This window comes from Streptomyces sp. NPDC012508 (assembly GCF_042902595.1).
Taxonomy (GTDB): Bacteria; Actinomycetota; Actinomycetes; order Streptomycetales; family Streptomycetaceae; genus Streptomyces.
In genome coordinates, this window is the sequence record NZ_JBIBEO010000006.1 from 194,279 (window position 1) to 214,608 (window position 20,330).

Sequence of the window (20,330 nt, forward strand, 5' to 3'; positions counted from 1 at the left end):
ACGCTGGCTCGTGACGTGGGCCTCCGCGGACGGATGGGAGTTGGGGCCGTGGAGTTCGGGAAGTCCTCCGGCGGTGACGGTTCCACGCCCTCCCCCGAGCCACCACCGGAGCCTGAGCGACGGTCCTGGGCGCCGCTGCTCGCGGTGTGCGCCGGGTACTTCATGGTGATCCTGGACGTGACGATCCTCAACGTCGCCGTTCCCGTGATCGGCCGGGAGCTGTCGGCCTCGCTCACCGGTATCCAGTGGATCACCGACGGGTACACGCTGGTCTTCGCCGGGTTCCTGCTGACCGGTGGCGCGCTGGGCGACCGTCTCGGCAACCGCCGGGTCTTCTGCGCGGGCGTCGCCGTCTTCATCGTGTCCTCGGCCGCGTGCGCGCTCGCGCCCAGCACCCCGTTCCTCGTGACGGCCCGACTGGTGGAAGGGCTCGGCGCGGCACTGATCGTGCCCGGTTCCCTGGCCCTGCTCCAGCAGGCCTACCCGGCGCCGGCCGCCCGGTCACGGGCCTTCGGGCTGTGGGGTTCGATGGCGGGCATCGCCGCCTCCGCCGGACCGCTCCTGGGCGGGCTGCTCGTCTCGACCGTGGGCTGGCGCTGGGTGTTCCTCATCAACCTGCCGGTGGGCGCGGCCTGTCTGGTGCTGACACTGCGCCACGTGGAACGCTCGCCGCGGCGCCCCGGCCGGGCGCTGGACTGGCCGGCTCAGGTCGCGGTCGTCGCGGGGGTGGCACTGCTGACGGGGGCGCTGAACGAGGCCGGACGGCGGGGCTGGTCCGATCCGGTCGTCCTGGGCGGACTGGCCCTGGCCGTGCTGTCGGCGGTGGCGTTCGCGGTGCGCGAGCGGCTGGCCCGGGCCCCGGCTCTCCCCCTGGACCTGCTCCGGACTCGCGCCATGGGCGGCGGAGCCGTCATCGGGCTGCTGTTCAACTTCGGTTTCTACGGCATGGTGTTCACCGCCAGCCTGGAGTTCCAGCAGCATCGCGGCTACAGCGCCCTCGAAACGGGTCTCGCGCTGTTCCCGGCGGTGGCGATGACCATGTTCGCGTCCGTCCTGTCCGGACGGCTGGCCCGCCGCACCGGCGACCGTCCGCTGGTGATCTCCGGCATGCTCCTGGCCGCCCTGGGGCTGGCCGGCTGGGCCGCGGCCGGGCCCGACCCCGCATACGCCCTGCTGGTGGCCCCGATGATGGCCGCGGGGTTCGGTACCTCCTTCGCCCTCACCGGCTCGACCGCCACCGTGATGGGCGCCGCGCCCTCGGCGTACTCGGGGACCGCGTCCGCCCTGTTCAACACCACCCGGCAGATCGGGAGCGCCACCGGGGTCGCGCTCGGTGGCAGCCTGCTCGTCACCGCCCCCGACGGAGGGGCCGGGCTGCGCGTCAGCATGGCGGTGGGTGCGCTCGCCTACCTGACCGCCGCCGTCCTCGCCTGGCTGTGCGTCCCGGCGAAGTCCCGTACGACGTAGGGCGTCGAGGCCGCGCCCATACGACGGGCGCGTCGAGGCCGGAAAAGGAGCGGGTCCGAGGGCGTAGCCTGCCCCCGGACCCTGTTCGATGCCACTCACATCACACGCCGGCACACTTGAGGACCCGGGTCAGTCGTCATGGCGTCGCGTCCTGCCGTTGGACCACCGCCGATCGAGCTCGGCGGACCAGATTCGAACTGGCATTTCGACGCACCAGGGCCCGGGCCCGGTCGATCCGGCGATGAGCGGCGAATGCTGAGTCTGGAGCAAGAGTCTGAGATTGATCGCGGTCTGCCTCTGCCTGGTTGGGCTATCCCGGCTCGGAAGGTGAGAGTGCCGGGAGGAGGACTCGAACCTCCACTGGAACCGCGGATTCACGACAAGCTTCAGTTTCAGCTTTGCGCTCCTCGCGCACCCCGGCCGTGTTCTGTGGCCGGGGAGTTCATGGGGTCTTCCCGCTACCCGAAGAGGTAGCCGAAGACGGCGTCGCCGACGCGCTGGTCGGTGACCTCGGCGCTGTTCGCCTCCTCACGGGCGAACTTCACGGCCTGCTGGAGCTTCTCCACCCGCTCCAGAAGCTCGTTCACCCGCCGGGCCGGCAGGGCGCCGGAGAACTTGACGGTGGTCCAGTAACCGACCGGCACGTCCTCGTAGTACACCTCGACCTGCGCCGGGTGCTTGTCCGTCGCCTCCGCCTTGACGTGGTTGCGGGGCACCTTCTTCGTCCGGACCGTCCGCACGACCTCGGTCTTCCACGCGTCGGTCGACGGGTCCTGGGTCCACGACTCGGCCGCGTCGAGGACCGGCAGCTTGCGGACGAAGGTATGGATGTCCGTCAGCTGCTTCTCCAGGAAGAGGAGGTACGCGACGGGTACCTGGCCCACCAGGACGCGTCCGTCGACCGTGATGTCGGCGCGCGCCTCGCAGTTGGCCCAGTCCTTGGTGGCGGTCACATCGAACAGCCTCGTCAACGCCCGTGCGGTGTCGCGCAGTACGTCCTCGGCCTTCACCTGCACCAGCGTGGACTCGGGCGGAAGCTGCTCGCCCTCCTCGTCCTTCGGCTGGTACGTCCGGGAGATGCCGGCGAGCAGGGCCGGCTTCTGCAGCCCGTGGTGCGCCGCGGTGAGGTCCTGCTGCGCCCTGGACTTGACGCCCTTCTCCACTGCGATGATCTGATTGAGTTTCGTTGCCACACGACGGACCTTAGCCGGGGCCGGCACGGGGAATCGAACGATTATTGCGGCCACTTGAGTGCGCGGAGGAGCGACCGGGTCATGGATACGGCACTGATCGCCGTGGCGGGAACCCTGCTGGGTGTGATCGCCACGCACTGGTTCCAGAGCCGGGCCGCGGAGCGTACGGCGGTGCTGGCCCGCGACGAGCAGCTGCGGCAGGAACGGATCGCGGCCTACAGCGCCTTCGCGGGCGCGGTCGTCGACTACCGGCGCAGCCAGAACGACCGCTGGTTCCGTGCGCTGCAGGACCCGGACTCGGAGCAGGCGGAGGCGTCGCGCTACGCCTCGTACCGTCAGCGCACCGCCACCCGCCAGGCCCTCTTCCGCGTCCAGCTGGTCTGCGACGACGCGGATACCCGCCAACTTGCCGAAGCCGCCTTCGAGATGACCAACTGCATGCACGAGGCGACCGGCGAGGAGGACCGCGCCAACCGCTCACAGGAGGCGAAGGCGACGCTCGACCGGTTCATCGCCGCCGCCGCTCCCGGCGTGCGCTGAGGAGGCCGCCGTGGACCTGGTCGCCCCCGTCGTCGTCGAGCCGCTCAAGCGCCGTCGCTGCTCGGAGTGCCACCAAGGGCCTCTGGAGCGGATGATCGTCGAGTTCAACGCACCCGTCTGCCTGGACTGCGCCGACCTGGGCCATCTGGTGTTCCTGCGCCGCGGGGACACCGCCCTCACCCGCCGGGCGCGGGAGGCCAGCGCGCTGTGGGCGGTGGTCGTACGGCACAACCGGCGCCGCACCCGGTACGAGCGTCAGGGGCTGCTCGTCGAGGAAGCCGCGCTCGCCCGGGCCGAGGCGGCCTGCCTGGCCGACTCGGAGGCGCGGGCGAGGCGGCGGGCCCGGGACGCGGCGCGCCGCGCGGCGCGGGACGCGGAGGTCACGGCGGCGCTGGAGGCCGAGATCCTGCGGCTCTTTCCGCGCTGCCCTCTGGACCGGGCCGCGGAGATCGCGGCCCACGCCTCCACGAAGGGCAGCGGCCGGGTGGGACGTACGGCGGCGGGGCGGGCGCTCGACCGCGGCGCGGTCACGGCCGCGGTGCGGGCCGCCGTACGGCATGTCGACACCGAGTACGACTCACTGCTCATGCGCGGGGTCCCCCGGCACCAGGCCCGGACCAGGGTCGCACCCGCCATCGAGACGGTGCTCCGGGCCTGGCGCCCTGGGTGAGGTGAGGCCGGGAGGACCCGCGCGGGGGGCCTCAGACCTGCGCGCCCATGCCGCGCGCCCGGCGGTACAGGAGTGCGCCGCCGAGCAGCAGGGCCGCTCCGGCGGGGGCCGCGTAGCCGACCAGCTCCGAACCGGTGCTGGCGAGCTCGACCGAGCTGGTCTGCGGGGCGGGCGCCGGGGCGGGCTTCTCGGTCTCGGTCTCCGTCTCGGGGACCGGGACGGGGAGGTTCCTCGGCGGCGTGGGCTTCGGCTCCTCGCCGGGACCCTCGGGGTGGGACGGGCCGTTGACCGAGGTGTTGCCGAACGCGGGGTTGCCGATGCCGACGACGTTGACGGAGTTGCCGTTCACGTTGACCGGGAGGTCGATGGGCAGCTGGAGGCCGTTGCCGGAGAGCACACCGGGCGAGCCCTCGGCGTGCCCCTCGGCGATCGCGCCGCCCCCGTTGGACGAGCCGCCGTGGGACGAACCGGCCCCGGAGCCGCCGTGCTGCCCGCCGCCGTGCTGCCCGCCGCCGTGCTGGGACCCGCCGTGCTGTCCGCCGCCGTGCTGGGAACCGCCGCCCTGCTGCCCGCCGCTGCGCGGGGTGCCGGGCAGGTCCTTGTGAGCCCTGCCCGGACCGTCGGCGTCCGAGCCGCCCGACCCGCTGATGTTCGCGCAGCGGTTGCCGACGGCCGGGTTGAGCAGCCCGACGACGTTGACGGTGTTGCCGCAGACGTTGACCGGGGCGTGCACCGGCAGCTGCACGGTGTTGCCGGAGCCGACGCCCGGCGAACCGACAGCGGCGCCCTGTGCACCGGAGCCGGCGTGCGCGGCGCCCGCCGAGAGCGCGAGCGCGCCACCCGTGACCATCAGTGTGGCCAGACCACTTCGGCGAATGTGCCTCATGGCTTCCTGCCTTCCGGAGGTGTTCACGGGCATTCGCCCGTACCGCAATTAACGCGATCCTGGCGAGGCCGGATCAGGCCGATGGCGGGTTTCACTCCATCGAGTGGGATTGACCTCGAACGGACGGGGCAGCCTCTGTCGTTCGATCGCCCAGCGGTATGGCCGTGCGCCGCGGTCAGCGCCCCAGCAGATCGGTGAGTGCGCCGACGGGGTCTGCGTCGGGCGTGCCGCGGGGCCACCAGTCCTCGCGGTCGGCGTCCGACTCGTAGCCGTACCAGAGTCCGTCGCGGCCGAAGCGGAGCTGGAGGGAGCGGGTCGACAGACGGTTGCGCCAGGGGCGGAAGGCCGGGAGGTCGGCGGCGAGCAGGGCGGGGCGGGCTCGGTCGAAGGGGCCTGCCGGCGGGTCCCAGGGCTCTTCGAGGACGGCGAGTCCGGCGGCTCCGCCCTGCCGCCAGGCGGCGACGGCGCGGGCCAGGTCGGTGGGGGTGCGGTCCAGGGCGTAGGCGAGGTCGCGGTAGAGCGCGCGGGTGGAGGCGGTGAGCCCGGAACCCGGATGCGCGGCGGCCAGCCGGACGGCGTCCTGCCAGGGGGTGAGCGAGGCGACGGGGTCGTGCCCGGTGACCAGGAAGGTGTGGGCCCGGGCGGCGGCCTCCGTGGCGAGCAGGTCCAGGGCGAGCGGAGCGATATGGGGGTACACCCGGCCGGAGGCTGGGGGAAGGTCGGGCGCGTGGGTGTCCGGGGGGTAGGCGGGCGGGCGGCCGGGCTGGGCCGGCGCGGGGAGGGGCGGGGGCAGCGACGGCAGGACGTGGCCGGAGTGGGGGGCGAGTGCGGTGCGGGCCGGGACCGTGGCCATCGCGGGCGCCGCCGCCGTCTTCTCGGCGGCGGAGCGGGCCGCGTTGCGCTGGGTGAGGGCGGCGAGGATCTCCTGCTCGCCCCGTCCCCTCATCAGGAAGAGGACGAACGGATCCTCGTCGAGGAGCCGCGCCGACTGGTAGCAGAGGGCGGCGGCGTGCTTGCAGGGGAAGCCGTCGTCCGGGCAGGAGCAGTCGGGGACGAGGTCTCCGGGCGCGGGCAGCAGTCCGGTGACGGCCCCCAGGGCGTGCGGGACGTCCTTGTCGAGCAGTGCGGCGATGTGGTCGGGCCGCGCGGCGACCTCGTCGAGGAACCGCTCCCAGCCGTCGTCGCCGAGGGTCCGCAGCCGGATCTCCGTGCGGTACGGGCGGGGGCGGGTGCCGTGGACGTAGGCGACGACCCGGCCGGGGGTGACCGTGATGGCGTCGACGTGCCCGCGTCCGGCGTACGCCTTGCCGCGGGCCAGCCGCGCCGGGTCGAGGGCGGTGTCCTCCAGGGCCTCCACCCAGGCGTTGCCCCACCAGGTGGCGGCGAAGCGTCCGTCCGGCGCCTCGCGCGGGGCGAGCGCGGGGAACGTACGGCGCAGGTCGTCGTGGCGAGGGCCGGCGAACCTTCCGGAGCCGGGGCGGCGGGAGCCGTCGGGGCGCGGCGAGGAGCCGGAGAGGCGGTTCACGACGGCCTCCTCAGGGACACCAGGTCCGCCAGCTCGCGGTCGGTCAGCTCGGTCAGGGCGGCCTCCCCGGTGCCGAGGACGGCGTCGGCCAGGGCGCGCTTGGCGCGCAGCATCTCGGCGATGGTGTCCTCCACCGTGCCCTCGGCGATGAGCCGGTGGACCTGGACGGGCTGGGTCTGTCCGATGCGGTAGGCCCGGTCGGTGGCCTGCTCCTCGACGGCCGGGTTCCACCAGCGGTCGAAGTGCACGACGTGGCCGGCGCGGGTCAGGTTGAGCCCGGTGCCCGCCGCCTTCAGCGACAGCAGGAAGACGGGCACGTCGCCGGACTGGAAGCGGTCGACCATGCGCTCGCGCTCGGCCACCGGCGTTCCCCCGTGGAGCAGTTGGGCCGGGATCGCGCGGGCGGCCAGGTGGTCGGCGAGCAGCCGGGCCATGGAGACGTACTGGGTGAAGACGAGGACGGAGCCGCCTTCGGCCAGGATCGTGTCGAGGAGTTCGTCGAGCAGGGTGAGCTTGCCGGAGCGGCCGGCGAGCCGGGCCGTGCCGCCTCCCTTGGCCGTCTGTTCCTTGAGGTACTGGGCGGGGTGGTTGCAGATCTGTTTGAGCGAGGTGAGCAGCTTCATGATGAGCCCACGGCGCGCGATGCCCTCCGCGCCCTCGATCTGGGCCATGGTCTCCCGGACGACCGCCTCGTAGAGCGAGGCCTGCTCGCGGGTGAGGGCCACGGGGTGGTCGGACTCGGTCTTGGGCGGCAGTTCGGGGACGATGCCGGGGTCGGACTTGCGGCGGCGCAGCAGGAAGGGCCTGACCAGCCGGGCGAGGCGCTCGACGGCCTCCTGGTGCTCGATCTCCTCGTTGTTCTCGACGGCGCGCGCGTGGCGGGAGCGGAAGGCCTTGAGGGGGCCGAGGAGGCCGGGGGTCGTCCAGTCGAGCAGGGACCACAGCTCGGAGAGGTTGTTCTCCACGGGCGTGCCGGTGAGGGCGACGCGGGCGGCCGTGGGGATGGTGCGCAGCGCCTTGGCGGTCGCGGAGAACGGGTTCTTGACGTGCTGCGCCTCGTCGGCGACGACCATCCCCCACTCCTGTTCGGCCAGGTGCGGCGCGCTGGTGCGCAGGGTGCCGTAGGTGGTGAGGACGAAGCCGCCGGTGCCGGACTCCGGGGCGAGTCCTTCGAGGGAACGGTCGGCGCCGTGGAAGCGGCGCACGGGGACGCCGGGGGCGAACCGCTGGATCTCCCGCTGCCAGTTGCCCAGCAGAGAGGCGGGGCAGACGACCAGGGTGGGCGCGCGGCGGGCGCGGCGCAGATGGAGGGCGATGAGGGTGACGGTCTTGCCGAGGCCCATGTCGTCGGCGAGGCAGCCGCCGAGGCCGAGCGAGGTCATCAGATCGAGCCAGGCCAGTCCGCGCAGCTGGTAGTCGCGCAGGGTGGCGTCCAGTCCGGCGGGTGCCTCGACCTCCTCGGGGCCGGCGACGAGCCGGTCCCGGAGCGTCGCGAGGGCGCCGACGGGCACGGCCCGGACGGTCTCTCCGTCCACCTCTGCGGTGCCGCTGAGGGCGACGGCGAGGGCGTCGACGGGCTCCAGAAGGCCCAGTTCGCGCTTGCGGGCCTTGCGGACCAGGTCGGGGTCGACGACCACCCACTGGTCGCGCAGCCGCACGATGGGGCGGTGGGATTCCGCGAGGGCGTCCATCTCCCGGTCGGTGAGCGGGTCGCCGTCGAGAGCCAACTGCCAGTTGAAGCGGAGCAGTTCCTCGCTGTCGAAGAACGCGGTGCCGTCGGTGGCGGAGCCGGGGGCGGCGACGGGCGGCCGCACGACGGCGGAGGCGCTGAGCGAGCGGGCCAGCTCACGGGGCCAGTGGACGGCCACCCCGGCGTCCGCGAGGCGCGCGGCGGCGGGACCGAGGAGGTCGTACAGCTCGTCCTCGGTGAGGGCGAGGACATCGGGGACGTCGCGCTCCAGGAGCCCGCCGAGTGGTGGCCAGACGCGGGCCGCGCGGCGCAGGGCGAGGACGGCGTCGATCCGGGCACGCGGTCCGAAGAGTTCGTCACCGTCGCCCGCCCAGAGCGCGGCGGCGTCGATGACCAGGGTGGGGTCGGCGAGGCTGTGGACCTGGAGAAGGGCCGCGGCGGCCCTTCGCTCGTCACCGCCCTCCTCGGCGACGTCGAAGAGTTCGTATCCGCTGAGGTCGAGCCGGAGCGAGACCCGGACTCCGGCGTCCATGCCGGCCGCCGCCTCGGCCGCCCAGGCCCGCGCGTGGGGCAGGTGCTGCGCGGCGCGCGCGGCGAACGGCGCGCCGGCCGCGTGGGCCGCGGCGGGAGTACGGGGCAGGGTGTCGGCGACCGCGTCGAGGAAGGCCCGCACCAGCGCCTCCGGCTCGGGCAGCTGGAGCGGGCTACGCCCGGGAACGGGCACCGCGTGGGCCTCGTGGGGCATGGCGGCGGCCACGGCCCGCAGATGGGCGATGTCATCGGCGTCCAGCGGCCCTGCCCGCCAGGCGTCCAGGTCGTCGGCGGTGAGCCCCGGCAGCAGCCGGCCCCGCGCGGCGAGATGCAGGGCGTGCAGGGCGGCTGCGCCCCAGCAGGCGGTCGCGGGGTGGGCGCCCGAGTGGTGGCGGGCGACGACCAGATGGGGCAGGGCTTCGGCGACCCCGAGGATCACGGCGGGGACGGTGCGGCTGCGGACCCCGGCGCCGTGCCGCCGTACGACGGTGAGCTCCGTGAGCTCCACGCCCTCGGCCGGGGACACGGGCGGTGCGCCGCCGTCCGGCGACCAGAAGGCGACCCGCCCCTCCCGGGGCAGTGAGGCCGGGAGGAAGACGGCGGCGCAGGTCTGCCAGGTGTGCTGGGTCATCGCGCTGGTCACCTCCCGTTCCGCGGCGGATTCCTTCTGGATCTCCGACCTTACGGGTGGGGTCTGACAACGAGCGCCCGCGCCGCTTCGCCCGGGCGGCCCAGCAGCGGATGACAGCCCGCCCGGCAGGCGGCAGGGTGACGTGAACAGGGCTTCTGCCGCCTTCGCCCCACAGACGAGGAACCGCCATGTCCGTTCACCGGCGTCTCGGCACCGCCGCCGGGACCGCGCTCCTGACCCTCGGCGTCGCGGGCTGCTCCGGCCTCGGCCGCACCGCGGTGGGCCCCGTCATCTACGAGACCGGGCGCGAGGTCGTGGTCTCCGTGACGAGCCCGCTGGTGACCGGCTGTCACCGCCTGGCACCGTCCGGCGCGACGTCGATCGAGAACGAGACTCTCATCGACCTCAAGGCGTACACGAACCGGAACTGCCAGGGCGACTCCATCTACGTGGCCACCAACACGAGCAACCGGATCGCGCCGGACACCCTCCCCTGGCGCAGCTACAGCTTCGTGCACTGAGCGCCGGACGGTCGCCTCACGCCCGGCGGCGCAGGATCAGTGCGAGAAGCTCCGCGGTGCGGTCTCGGCGGGTCCAGGCGATCACGGCGAGCGGCACGGCGAAGAGGACCGGCGTCAGGGCGTACTGCCCGTCGAAAACGGTCAGCTGGGTGATGCACGCGCCGATCATCAGACCGATGAGCGCCGTCGCCGCGGCGCCGGACAGGATCGGGATCACCAGCGCCACCGCTCCGGCCAGTTCCAGGGCGCCGACCGTGTACATCAGCCAGTCGCCCCATCCGATCGCATCGAAGGACTCGGCGGCGGACCAGTGTCCGACGAGCTTCGGCCCCGCGCTCGGGATCGCGAAGGCGAGGGCGAGGAGGATCTGCACGACCCGTACGGAGATGTCGGCGCGGCGGCTCAGGCGCCCCGTCCCCGCGGTGGTCGTGGAGGCGGCGGTCGTGGAGGCGATGTCGGTGGTCATGGGTGGTCCCCCTGCTGTCGGCGTTGCGTTCGCTGTCACAGGGGTAGACGGGCGGGGCACCGAAAACTCATCGCCGATCCGGTGCCCGGTCCGACGGTTCTCAGCGGGCCGTGGGGCGGGCCCGGACCCAGGTGCCGTCGTCCGTCAGATAGGCGTCGGCCGCGAGACCCGCCTCCTCCAGATACCGCTCGAAGTCCGCCTTGCTCAGGGGCCTCGAAAGGAAGGTCTGGGTCCATCGCAGATCCGGGAAGACGTACTCGGCGTGGACCGAGTTGACGCCGTCACCGACCGGGTCCGCGGACACGATCCGTACCGTGCAGCCACCCGGGTCCTCGCGTTCGCGCGGCACCTCCACGTGCCATCCTTCGCCCTCGCGCTGGATCAGCACGCAGCCGTCGTCGCGGACATGCCGTCTGCAGGCCGCCAGGAGCGCCTGCCGGTCGTCGTGTTCGGCCGTGTGCACCAGGTACGAGGCGAGCATCACCACGTCGAACCGCCGCTCCAGGCGCAGTGATTCGATCGGGCTGCGCACCGTCTCCACGCCTGGCACGCGCTCTCTGACCGCTTCCAGCATCTCCGCCGACTCGTCCACCGCCGTCACGGTGAAACCACGCTCGACCAGAGGCCTCGTCACCCGGCCCGCGCCACAGCCCAGTTCGAGCAGTGCGGCTCCGGCCGGCACGGCGGCCTCGATCACATCGGGCTCGCGTCCCACCCCGAGGCGCCGGTAGACGTCGACGGCGCAGCCGTCCGGGGTGATGGCTCCGGGCCCTGTCCCTTGGTGTCCCTCACGCATCCGTCCGCTCATGCCCAGGAGAACGAAGGCCCTCGGACGGCCGTTCCCGCAGACGCCCCGACGGCCCGGACGCCCCTCGTTCGAGTGATGTTCGCCCCCGCGCGCCGGGGGTAGACCCTGAGTAGGAGATGCGACGTCATGCGTACTGGCAGTGAACCGGCGACCGCGCGCAGTGCCCTGCGGATGCGGTTCTGGCTGAGTCTGTGGGGTCTGCTCTGGGCCGCTTTCGGTACGACGGCCTTCGCGCTGGTGGGCAGGCCGGGGTGGGCGGCGGCCTGCGGGGTGCTGTTCGTCGTGGCCGCGGTCGACATGTCGATGGTGCTGCGCCACATCCATCAGGGGCCGCACTGGCAGCCCGGCCGGAACATCCCGCCGTACGAACCCGATCACGGCGGCAGGGGCACGGGCCGCCGTCGCTGACGACGCGTGCGGCGGTGCGCGGCCGGCGGGCTGTGTCAGTCCTCGACGCCGAAGCGGGCCGCCTGGAGGTACTCCGGCTTGGGGTCGAGCGCGGCCGCGAGGCGGAAGTGGCGGGTGGCCTGGTCGGGCCGGCCGGAGCGCTGGTAGGTGCGGGCCAGGGCGAAGTGCGCGAACGCGTTGTCCGGCTCGCGCTCCAGGACCAGCTCGAACTCGAGCTCGGCAGGGCGCAGTTGAGCTGCGGCGAAGAACGCGCGGGCGCGCAGCAGCCGAGCCGCGGTGTTCTCGGGATGGGCGGCGATCACCGAGTCGAGCAGTTTCACGGCACCGCGAGGATCCCGCGCTGCCAGCAGTTGCTCGGCGGCGCGGAAGTCGATGACGTGGGTCTCGGGGTTCCTCTCGGCCACGGTGGCATCCTTCCCTTGCTCCGGCGGTTCAACATCGGGCGCGGCAGCGGTATTCCGTGCCGGAGCACCAGCCGGCCGGTACGTCGGTCCCGGCCGTCCCACTGCCGCACCCGCGATCCCTACCCAGCCGGAAGCGTGGCCGATCAGCACGGGCCGCGCCGTTTTCTACCGGGCCCCCTCGGCGGCCCGCCGCGTCAGCTCGTCCCAGACCTTGCGTACCTGGGGTTCGAGCCGGCCCAGCGGCCCGTCGTTGTCGATGACCAGGTCCGCGATCGCCCGGCGCTGCTCGCGCGTGGCCTGGGCAGCCATCCGGGCGCGCGCCTCGGACTCGGCCATGCCCCGCAGCCGTACCAGCCGGTCGAGCTGGGTCTCCGGGGAGGCGTCCACGACGACGACCAGGTCGTAGAGCGGGGCGAGGCCGTTCTCGGTGAGCAGGGGCACGTCGTGGACGACGACGTCGTCGGGCCCGGCGGTGCCCTCCAGCGCGGCGGAGCGGGCGCCGACCAGCGGATGGACGATGGCGTTCAGGGTGGCCAGACGGTCGGCGTCGGCGAAGACGATCGAACCGAGCTTCGGCCGGTCCAGGGCGCCCTGGTCGGTCAGGATCTCCGCCCCGAACGCCTCCACGACGGCCGCGAGCCCGGGTGTCCCGGGCTCGACGACCTCGCGCGCGATCTTGTCGGCGTCGATCAGCACGGCCCCGTACGAGACGAGGAGCCGCGACACTTCACTCTTGCCGGCGCCGATACCGCCGGTCAGGCCCACCTTCAGCATGAGCGGCAGCTTAGGACCCGCGGTCCGTCGCCTACGCGTCGCCCTCCCGCTCGGCGAGGAAGCGCTCGAACTCGCGGCCCAGCTCGTCCGCCGACGGCAGGTCGACGGGCTCCGCGACCAGGCTGCCGCGCGTCTCGGCGCCCGCCACCGCGTCGTACTGGTGCTCAAGGCCCTGGACCAGGGCTGTCAGCTCGTCGTCGCCCTCGCCGATCTGGCGCTCGATCTCGGTCTGGGTGCGCCGGGCCTCCGTGCGCAGGGTGTGGGCGACACCGGGCAGGACGAGGCCGGTGGCGGCCGTGATCGCCTCCAGCGCGGTCAGCGCGGCGTCGGGGTAGGAGGACCGGGCCACGTAGTGCGGGACGTGGGCGGCGACGCCGAGGGTGTCGTGACCGGACTCGGTGAGCCGGAACTCGACGAGCGCTTCGGCGCTGCCGGGGACCTGGGCCTCGTCGAAGGGGCTGCGGTGGCCGGGCATGAGGTCCGTGCGGCTGCCGTGCGGGGTGAGGCCGACGGGGCGGGTGTGCGGGACTCCCATGGGGATGCCGTGGAAGTTCACCGAGAGCCGGACACCGAGGCGGTCGACGATCTGGCGGACGGCGGCGGCGAACCGCTCCCACTCCACGTCCGGCTCGGGGCCGGAGAGCAGGAGGAAGGGGGCGCCGGTGGCGTCCTGGACGAGGCGGACCTCGATGGCCGGTGTCTCGTACGAGGTCCAGCGGTCGCGTCGGAAGGTCAGCAGCGGCCGGCGCGCGCGGTAGTCCACGAGCCGGTCGTGGTCGAAGCGGGCCACCACCTGGTGCGGCAGCGTGTCCAGCAGGCGGTCGACGATCTGCTCGCCGGTCTCACCCGCGTCGATGTAGCCGTCGAAGTGGTAGAGCATGACCAGCCCGGCCGACTCCTGCGCCAGGGCCACGTCCACGACGGCCAGGCCCTTCTGGTCCCATTCGTACAAATCCTGGGGATCAAGCACGATTACCGCTCCTCCTCGCGTTCCTAGAGAAGAACGCTGCCCGGGACATGAGCATTCCCTGTCGTCCGGTTTTCGTGGACGGAGTGTCAGCGCCTGAGCACGCGCGCGTGGCCTGCTCCCCCGGGGCACGACTGAGGCCCGCTCCCCCGGAGGGGAACGGGCCTCGATCGTTGGCTAGCTAGTGCCTAGCAGCAGAGCTGATTCAGCTCTGGCCGCCGGCCAGCTTCTCGCGCAGGGCAGCCAGGGCCTCGTCCGACGCCAGGGCGCCGGAGTTGTCGTCCGACTCCGAGGAGTACGAACCACCCGAGACGCCCGCCGGGGCACCGGCCGGAGCGGCGGCGCCACCCTCGGCAGCGGCGGCCTCGTCGGCCTCGCGGGACTTGATGACCTGAGCCTGGTGCTGCTCGAAGCGCTGCTGCGCCTCGGCGTACTGGGTCTCCCAGGCCTCGCGCTGGGTCTCGTAGCCCTCGAGCCAGTCGTTGGTCTCGGGGTCGAAGCCCTCGGGGTAGATGTAGTTGCCCTGGTCGTCGTAGGACGCGGCCATGCCGTACAGGGTCGGGTCGAACTCGACCGACGCCGGGTCGGCACCGAAGGACTCGTTGGCCTGCTTCAGGGACAGCGAGATCCGGCGACGCTCGAGGTCGATGTCGATGACCTTGACGAAGATCTCGTCGTTGACCTGGACGACCTGCTCCGGGATCTCCACGTGGCGCTCGGCCAGCTCGGAGATGTGGACCAGACCCTCGATGCCCTCGTCCACGCGGACGAACGCACCGAACGGAACCAGCTTCGTGACCTTACCCGGGACGACCTGGCCGATCTGGTGGGTACGGGCGAACTGCTGCCACGGGTCCTCCTGGGTCGCCTTCAGCGACAGGGAGACGCGCTCGCGGTCCATGTCCACGTCGAGAACCTCGACGGTGACTTCCTGGCCGACCTCGACAACCTCGGACGGGTGGTCGATGTGCTTCCAGGACAGCTCGGAGACGTGCACGAGACCGTCGACGCCACCCAGGTCCACGAAGGCACCGAAGTTGACGATCGAGGACACGACGCCGGAGCGGACCTGACCCTTCTGGAGGGTCGTGAGGAAGGTCTGGCGAACCTCGGACTGGGTCTGCTCCAGCCAGGCACGGCGGGACAGGACCACGTTGTTGCGGTTCTTGTCCAGCTCGATGATCTTCGCCTCGAGCTCCTTGCCCACGTAGGGCTGGAGGTCGCGGACGCGACGCATCTCGACCAGGGAGGCCGGGAGGAAGCCGCGGAGGCCGATGTCGAGGATGAGACCACCCTTGACGACCTCGATGACGGTACCGGTGACGATGCCGTCCTCTTCCTTGATCTTCTCGATGGTGCCCCAGGCGCGCTCGTACTGGGCACGCTTCTTCGAGAGGATCAGGCGGCCTTCCTTGTCCTCCTTCTGGAGAACCAGGGCCTCGATCTCGTCGCCGACCTTGACGACCTCGTTCGGGTCGACGTCGTGCTTGATCGAGAGCTCGCGGCTCGGGATGACACCTTCGGTCTTGTAACCGATGTCGAGCAGGACCTCGTCCCGGTCGACCTTCACGATGACGCCGTCGACGATGTCGCCGTCGTTGAAGTACTTGATCGTCTCGTCGATCGCGGCGAGGAAGGCTTCCTCGTTACCGATGTCGTTGACCGCAACCTGCGGGGTGGTGGCGGTGGTCTCGGTGCTGCTCGTCATGTGGGAAAGGGCTCCGGTTACGGACAGAAAGTCGTAGGTACTGCTACGCCGAGAGCCCGTATCGCACCGAAGAAGCCGGACAGCCAATGAAGCGCCTTCCGGGCGGACCGGTGGGCGCCTCGAGAACCGAGGGGACATACAACCGTGCGAGCGCGGCCTGCTCCGTCTGAGGCGCGCAGGCCCGCAGCGCAACCTTTAGCATACGGGGGCAGCCGGACAGGGTCAATGCGCGAAGCGCGCACGCGGGGCGGAACGCCATATACCCGGCACAACTCAAGTCTCCCCAGGCCATCCTGGCCGGGGCCGCGCAGCGACGCTGTGCGCAAACTACATCGACGGGCGAGATGAACCAAGAGTACGAACAGGAAGACGGGCCCGAGTACGAGCCGGAGGCGACCCGGCGTGACACCGGCGACGCGGAGAGCAGCCGGGCGAGCCGGGGCTGGTGGGACCGGAACGCCGACGAGTACCAGAGCGAGCACGGGTCGTTCCTCGGGGACGACCGCTTCGTCTGGGGTCCGGAGGGCCTCGACGAGGCCGAGGCGGGGCTGCTCGGACCGGCCGGCGCGCTGAAGGGGCTCGACGTCCTGGAGATCGGCGCGGGCGCGGCGCAGTGCTCGCGCTGGCTCGCGGCGCAGGGGGCTCGGCCGGTGGCGCTCGACCTCTCGCACCGGCAGCTCCAGCACGCACTGCGGATCGGCGACGACGTGCCGCTGGTCGAGGCGGACGCCGGCGCGCTGCCGTTCCGGGACGGCGCCTTCGACCTGGCCTGCTCGGCGTACGGCGCGGTGCCGTTCGTGGCCGACCCGGTGAAGGTGTTCCGCGAGGTGCGCCGGGTGCTGCGGCCGGGCGGCCGGTGGGTGTTCTCGGTGACGCACCCGATCCGCTGGGCCTTCCCCGACGAGCCGGGCCCCGAGGGGCTGTCGGTCGCGGCCTCTTATTTCGACCGCACCCCCTATGTCGAGCAGGACGAGCAGGGTCGGGCCGTCTATGTGGAGCACCACCGGACGATCGGCGACCGGGTACGCGACGTGGTGGCCGGCGGTTTCCGGCTGGTGGATCTCGTCGAGCCGGAGTGGCCGGAGTGGAACAGCCAGGAGTGGGGCGGCTGGTCTCCGCTGCGGGGAAACCTGATCCCGGGGACCGCGATCTTCGTGTGCGAGCGGGACTGACGGGCACGAGCGCCTCGCCGGCCCCCTGAACCCCGCTGGTCACACAGATCCCGCCGGTCATATAGGAGGACAGGGCCTGTGGACAGCGTCGCCCGCCGCAGGTGACGACGTACGAGACTGAGTGCGTGATCCGACACGACGCACTCGACCGTCTCCCCGTCCGCCAAGCCGTCCCCGAGCTGCTGACCGCGCTCGAGGAGCGCGGCACGGCGGTGCTGTACGCGCCTCCCGGCACCGGCAAGACCACGCTGGTGCCGCTCTCCCTCGCGGGTCTCATAGGGGACGGACCGCGGCGCCGGGTGCTGGTGGCCGAGCCGCGCCGGATGGCGGTGCGGGCGGCTGCCCGGCGGATGGCGTGGCTGCTGGGCCAGGAGGTCGGCGACGCCGTCGGCTTCTCGGTCCGGGGCGAGCGCCGGACCGGCCCGGCGACCCGCGTCGAGGTGGTGACGACGGGAATCCTCCTCCAGCGGCTCCAGCGCGATCCGGAGCTGGCGGGCGTGGACGTGGTGCTGCTCGACGAGTGCCACGAGCGGCATCTGGACGCGGACACGGCGATGGCGTTCCTGGTGGACGTCCGGGCCACGCTGCGGCCCGAGCTGAAGCTGATCGCCGCCTCGGCCACCAGTGACGCCGAGGCGTGGTCGCAGCTCCTGACGGTCCTGGACGGCACCGGTCCGGCGCCGATCGTCCGGGGAAAGGGCGAGGGATACGGCTACCTCGTCCGGTTCGCCGGACCGCCTGCCGGCGTCCGGCCCTCCCACGGCACCTGGGTGGATCCCACTCTGCTGCGCCATGTGGCGGCGACGGTCCGCCTGGCGTGCGAGCGCCATGAGGGCGATGTCCTCTGCTTCCTCCCCGGCACGGGAGAGATCGCGCGCACGGCGGGGATGCTGGCGGACCTCGACGCCGACGTGCTCCAGCTGCACGGGCGGGCGCCTGCGGCCGTGCAGGACGCGGTACTCCGCGGGGCGGAGCCCGGTGGGCGGCGCCGGGTGATCCTCGCGACGTCGGTGGCTGAGTCGAGCCTGACCGTGCCGGGGGTGCGGATCGTCGTGGACTCGGGCCTGGCCCGGGAGCCGCGGATGGACCACGCCCGGGGCCTGGGGTCGCTCGCCACGGTGCCGGTGTCGATCGCGGGCGCGACGCAGCGCGCGGGCCGCTCCGGCCGTGAGTCGTCCGGCGTCGTGTACCGCTGCTGGGCGGAGGCGGACGACGGGCGCCGGTCCCGCTTCCCCTCCCCCGAGATCGAGATCGCGGACCTGGCCTCCTTCGCCCTGCGCACGGCCTGCTGGGGCGACCCCACGGCGGCCGGACTCGCCCTCCTGGACACACCGCCGGCCGGGGCGATGGCGGCCGCCCGCTCCGTGCTGACGGCGATCGGGGCGGTGGACGAGGAGGGACGCGCGACGGAGCGGGGTGTACGGATGTCCCGGCTCGGGGTGCACCCTCGGCTGGCCCGGGCCCTCCTGGACGGTGCGGCCGAGGTCGGAGCGCGGCGGGCGGCCGAGGTGGTCGCGCTGCTCAGCGAGGAGCCGCCCCGGGAGTACGGCGACGACCTGGCGGCGGCCTGGCGCGCGGCGCGGCGGGGCACCGACGGGTACGGGGCGCGCTGGAAGGCGGAGGCCCGGCGGCTGGAGCGGTCGGCCGCCGAGGCGGGACCGGGGGCGCCACGGGCAGGAGGCGGGGCCCCGGCAGTCGGCGGGGAGGACGCCGTGGCCGGACTGGTGACGGCGTACGCCTTTCCCGAGCGGGTGGCCAGGGCGCGGGAGAGCGGCGGGTTCCTCATGGTGTCGGGGACGGGTGCCGAGACGGCCGACGGCTCAGGGCTCGCCAGCGCGCAGTGGCTGGCCGTCGCCGTGGCGGACCGGACCGCGCGGAGCGCCACGGCCCGGGTGCGGCTGGCCGCCGTGGTGGACGAGGACGTGGCGCGGGCAGCCGCCGGGCATCTGCTCGCCTCCGGCGAGGAGGTCCACTGGGAGGACGGGGACGTGGTCGCCCGGTCCGTGTCCCGTCTTGGCGCCGTCGAGCTGGCCGTCCGCCCGCTCAGGGACGGCGCCGACGCCGGGCTCGTACGGGCGGCGCTCCTGGACGGGCTCCGGCGCGAGGGGCTCGGGCTGCTGCGGTGGAACCGGGAGTCCGAGGAGCTGAGACAGCGCCTCGCTTTTCTCCACCGCGTCATGGGCGATCCCTGGCCGGAGATGTCGGAGGAGGCTCTGCTCGCCCGGGCGGACGAGTGGCTGGAGCCCGAGCTGTCGCGGGCCCGGCGGCGGGCGGACCTCGGCCGGATCGACGCGGCGCAGGCGCTGGGGCGGCTGCTGCCCTGGGCGACGGGCGAGGCGGGCCGGCTCGACGAGCTCGCGCCGGAGCGGATCGAGGTGCCCAGCGGGTCGCGGATACGGGTGGACTACGGCGGGGAGCAGCCGGTCCTCGCCGTGAAGCTGCAGGAGATGTTCGGGCTCGCGAAGACACCGAAGGTGGCCGCCGGGACGCCGGTCGTGGTCCATCTCCTCTCCCCCGCCGGGCGGCCGGCGGCCGTCACCGCCGATCTGGCCTCGTTCTGGCGGGACGGCTACCGCGCCGTGCGGGCGGAGCTGCGCGGGCGCTATCCCAAGCATCCCTGGCCGGAGGACCCGGCGGGGGCGGAGCCGACGCGGCACACCAGCGCGCGGCTCAGGAGGGAGCGGTAGCGGGGGCGTCCGGGCCGGGGCGCCGGCCGCGGGCCTCCAGCCAGAGGGAGAGGGCGAGCAGAAGGAGAGAGAGGGTGACGAACGTCCACGGCAGATAGGAGGTGACGAGGAGGACGACCGTGCGGTTCGTCCTGACCAGCTCGACGGTGCTGCGGATGTAGTCCTCGCGCATCTTCACATGGCCGGAGAAGGCGGTGACCTTCCAGTCGGACTTCTCGTTGCGGAGCTCCTCCTTGTGGATCTCCTCACCGTTGACGGGGGCGCCGGTGACGGGGTCGACCCAGAACATCCGCTTGGTCGTGTACCAGATGGTCATGCCCGACTGGCTGATCATCTCGGGGGTGATGCCCTCGACCGGCATGGTCTTGGGCATGGGGACCTTGGTCCAGGGGATGGTCTGCTCGAAGTAGTAGACGTCCATGCCGCGGAAGGTGCGGGTGCCCTTGTAATGGATGGGCGCCGAGGTGCGGGAGCGCGCGTCGTAGTACTGGTAGTCCCGCTTCTCGGTGAGGAAGGGCCACTTGAACTCGATGCCCTCGCGCCGGACGGGGTCGCCGTCGACCATCGCGCCGGTCGCGTTGACCGGGTCCTGGGTGTGGGCGTCGAAGATGTAGCGCTCGGGGATCTTGGAGACCATCTTGCCGTCGGGACCGGTGATGTAGGTGAGCGCGTCCCAGACGACGACGTCGCGGCCGGCGTTGCGCTCGATCCGCTTCGACTCCTCCACATTGCCCTTGAGCGTCTGGATGATCGTGAGCTTCTCGACCTCCTTCGCCGTGAGGGTCGAGTAGTCGACGAGGGTGGCGGGCTTCGCCTCCAGAACGATCTCCTGGTACTGGTTCGGCGGGATCTTCGCCACGCGGGGGAAGACGTACCAGCGCAGGGTGGGGGCCATCGCGGCGAAGAACACGGCGAAGGAGAGCAGGACGAGGCTGGCGCGGCGGCGCATGGGCGTGGCTCCTCCTACTTCTTGGGGCCGGGGTCGGCGGTGAGGAGGGGCTTGGGCGAGGTGGGCCCGTCGGGCGGCAGGTCGACCACGGAGACGAGCAGGATGAGGAGGAGGACTGGGACCAGCCCGATGGCGGCGGCTACGAGGGCGCGCATGGTCGGCCTCCCGGTGCTCGATCTGATGCGGCGTCAGGGCTGGGGCACCGTAGCAACGCGGCCGCGAGATGAGAACACGTTGCACTCAGAACACAGAACGCCGCCCCCTCGTCCGGGCGGACGAGGGGGCGGCGGATGGACGGCGGCCGAGCGGGGCGCCCCGGTGGGGGCGCTGCTC

General features: G+C 72.7%; 19 protein-coding genes and 1 pseudogene. 7 read left to right on the forward strand and 13 right to left on the reverse strand.

From position 1 onward, the window contains the following. The first annotated feature begins 48 nt into the window (after positions 1 to 48). Positions 49 to 1,467 (forward strand): MFS transporter, encoded by a 1,419-nt coding sequence (locus ACFY8U_RS21570; RefSeq protein ID WP_389572473.1) that lies wholly within the window; start codon positions 49 to 51, stop codon positions 1,465 to 1,467. A gap of 334 nt (positions 1,468 to 1,801) precedes the next feature. Here the strand turns inward: ACFY8U_RS21570 and ACFY8U_RS21575 are convergent. Continuing rightward, a pseudogene (locus ACFY8U_RS21575) lies at positions 1,802 to 1,888 on the reverse strand. A 37-nt stretch (positions 1,889 to 1,925) separates the two neighbouring features. Next, the gene (locus ACFY8U_RS21580) at positions 1,926 to 2,660 is read right to left on the reverse strand and encodes a hypothetical protein (protein WP_361432738.1); all 735 of its coding nucleotides are present in this window, start codon (positions 2,658 to 2,660) and stop codon (positions 1,926 to 1,928) included. Between the two features lie 81 nt (positions 2,661 to 2,741). Between ACFY8U_RS21580 and ACFY8U_RS21585 the strand changes: the two genes are divergently transcribed. Next, positions 2,742 to 3,200, forward strand: coding sequence for a hypothetical protein (locus tag ACFY8U_RS21585; protein WP_389572476.1), 459 nt, complete (start codon positions 2,742 to 2,744; stop codon positions 3,198 to 3,200). A gap of 10 nt (positions 3,201 to 3,210) precedes the next feature. Next, positions 3,211 to 3,870, forward strand: coding sequence for a DUF2293 domain-containing protein (locus tag ACFY8U_RS21590; RefSeq protein WP_361669196.1), 660 nt, complete (start codon positions 3,211 to 3,213; stop codon positions 3,868 to 3,870). A gap of 31 nt (positions 3,871 to 3,901) precedes the next feature. Here the strand turns inward: ACFY8U_RS21590 and ACFY8U_RS21595 are convergent, their stop codons facing one another. From ACFY8U_RS21595 to ACFY8U_RS21605, 3 genes are all read right to left on the reverse strand, one after another. Then, the gene (locus tag ACFY8U_RS21595; RefSeq protein WP_389572479.1) at positions 3,902 to 4,756 is read right to left on the reverse strand and encodes a chaplin; all 855 of its coding nucleotides are present in this window, start codon (positions 4,754 to 4,756) and stop codon (positions 3,902 to 3,904) included. Between the two features lie 175 nt (positions 4,757 to 4,931). Next, complete coding sequence (locus ACFY8U_RS21600) at positions 4,932 to 6,281, reverse strand: SWIM zinc finger family protein (RefSeq protein WP_389572481.1); 1,350 nt, start codon at positions 6,279 to 6,281, stop codon at positions 4,932 to 4,934. After that, positions 6,278 to 9,133 carry a DEAD/DEAH box helicase gene (locus tag ACFY8U_RS21605; protein ID WP_389572484.1) on the reverse strand — a complete coding sequence of 952 codons (2,856 nt, stop codon included), beginning with the start codon at positions 9,131 to 9,133 and terminating at the stop codon, positions 6,278 to 6,280. The genes ACFY8U_RS21600 and ACFY8U_RS21605 overlap by 4 nt, the downstream gene beginning before the upstream one ends. Positions 9,134 to 9,321: 188 nt before the next feature. Here ACFY8U_RS21605 and ACFY8U_RS21610 point away from each other — a divergent pair, with 188 nt between their 5' ends. Further along, positions 9,322 to 9,654: a hypothetical protein gene (locus ACFY8U_RS21610; protein ID WP_389572487.1), complete on the forward strand. Its 333-nt coding sequence runs from the start codon at positions 9,322 to 9,324 to the stop codon at positions 9,652 to 9,654. A 16-nt stretch (positions 9,655 to 9,670) separates the two neighbouring features. Here the strand turns inward: ACFY8U_RS21610 and ACFY8U_RS21615 are convergent, their stop codons facing one another. Together ACFY8U_RS21615 and ACFY8U_RS21620 are read right to left on the reverse strand one after the other, a co-directional pair. Then, positions 9,671 to 10,120 carry a DoxX family protein gene (locus tag ACFY8U_RS21615; RefSeq protein WP_389572489.1) on the reverse strand — a complete coding sequence of 150 codons (450 nt, stop codon included), beginning with the start codon at positions 10,118 to 10,120 and terminating at the stop codon, positions 9,671 to 9,673. Between the two features lie 100 nt (positions 10,121 to 10,220). Next, the gene (locus tag ACFY8U_RS21620) at positions 10,221 to 10,916 is read right to left on the reverse strand and encodes a class I SAM-dependent methyltransferase (protein ID WP_389572491.1); all 696 of its coding nucleotides are present in this window, start codon (positions 10,914 to 10,916) and stop codon (positions 10,221 to 10,223) included. A gap of 138 nt (positions 10,917 to 11,054) precedes the next feature. Between ACFY8U_RS21620 and ACFY8U_RS21625 the strand changes: the two genes are divergently transcribed. After that, the gene (locus tag ACFY8U_RS21625; RefSeq protein ID WP_361642259.1) at positions 11,055 to 11,336 is read left to right on the forward strand and encodes a DUF6343 family protein; all 282 of its coding nucleotides are present in this window, start codon (positions 11,055 to 11,057) and stop codon (positions 11,334 to 11,336) included. A gap of 35 nt (positions 11,337 to 11,371) precedes the next feature. Here the strand turns inward: ACFY8U_RS21625 and ACFY8U_RS21630 are convergent, their stop codons facing one another. The 4 genes from ACFY8U_RS21630 to rpsA form a co-directional block, all read right to left on the reverse strand. Further along, positions 11,372 to 11,740 carry a tetratricopeptide repeat protein gene (locus tag ACFY8U_RS21630; RefSeq protein WP_361432760.1) on the reverse strand — a complete coding sequence of 123 codons (369 nt, stop codon included), beginning with the start codon at positions 11,738 to 11,740 and terminating at the stop codon, positions 11,372 to 11,374. Positions 11,741 to 11,905: 165 nt separating this feature from the next. Then, on the reverse strand, positions 11,906 to 12,514 hold the full coding sequence (coaE, locus tag ACFY8U_RS21635; RefSeq protein ID WP_389572496.1) for a dephospho-CoA kinase: 609 nt from the start codon (positions 12,512 to 12,514) through the stop codon (positions 11,906 to 11,908). 31 nt (positions 12,515 to 12,545) lie between these two features. Further along, positions 12,546 to 13,484 carry a PAC2 family protein gene (locus tag ACFY8U_RS21640; RefSeq protein ID WP_361592854.1) on the reverse strand — a complete coding sequence of 313 codons (939 nt, stop codon included), beginning with the start codon at positions 13,482 to 13,484 and terminating at the stop codon, positions 12,546 to 12,548. A 202-nt stretch (positions 13,485 to 13,686) separates the two neighbouring features. Next, complete coding sequence (gene rpsA / locus ACFY8U_RS21645) at positions 13,687 to 15,189, reverse strand: 30S ribosomal protein S1 (protein ID WP_019885395.1); 1,503 nt, start codon at positions 15,187 to 15,189, stop codon at positions 13,687 to 13,689. Between the two features lie 344 nt (positions 15,190 to 15,533). Here rpsA and ACFY8U_RS21650 point away from each other — a divergent pair, with 344 nt between their 5' ends. Together ACFY8U_RS21650 and hrpB are read left to right on the forward strand one after the other, a co-directional pair. After that, positions 15,534 to 16,361 (forward strand): class I SAM-dependent methyltransferase, encoded by an 828-nt coding sequence (locus ACFY8U_RS21650; protein WP_389572500.1) that lies wholly within the window; start codon positions 15,534 to 15,536, stop codon positions 16,359 to 16,361. Positions 16,362 to 16,486: 125 nt separating this feature from the next. After that, positions 16,487 to 19,048, forward strand: coding sequence for an ATP-dependent helicase HrpB (gene hrpB, locus ACFY8U_RS21655; RefSeq protein ID WP_389572503.1), 2,562 nt, complete (start codon positions 16,487 to 16,489; stop codon positions 19,046 to 19,048). Here the strand turns inward: hrpB and ACFY8U_RS21660 are convergent. After that, positions 19,032 to 19,997 carry a DUF3068 domain-containing protein gene (locus ACFY8U_RS21660; RefSeq protein WP_389572505.1) on the reverse strand — a complete coding sequence of 322 codons (966 nt, stop codon included), beginning with the start codon at positions 19,995 to 19,997 and terminating at the stop codon, positions 19,032 to 19,034. The two genes, hrpB and ACFY8U_RS21660, sit on opposite strands and share 17 nt — an antisense overlap. Positions 19,998 to 20,011: 14 nt before the next feature. After that, positions 20,012 to 20,152, reverse strand: a complete 141-nt coding sequence (locus tag ACFY8U_RS21665; protein WP_361592866.1) for an SPW_0924 family protein — start codon at positions 20,150 to 20,152, stop codon at positions 20,012 to 20,014. Between the last annotated feature and the right edge of the window lie 178 nt (positions 20,153 to 20,330).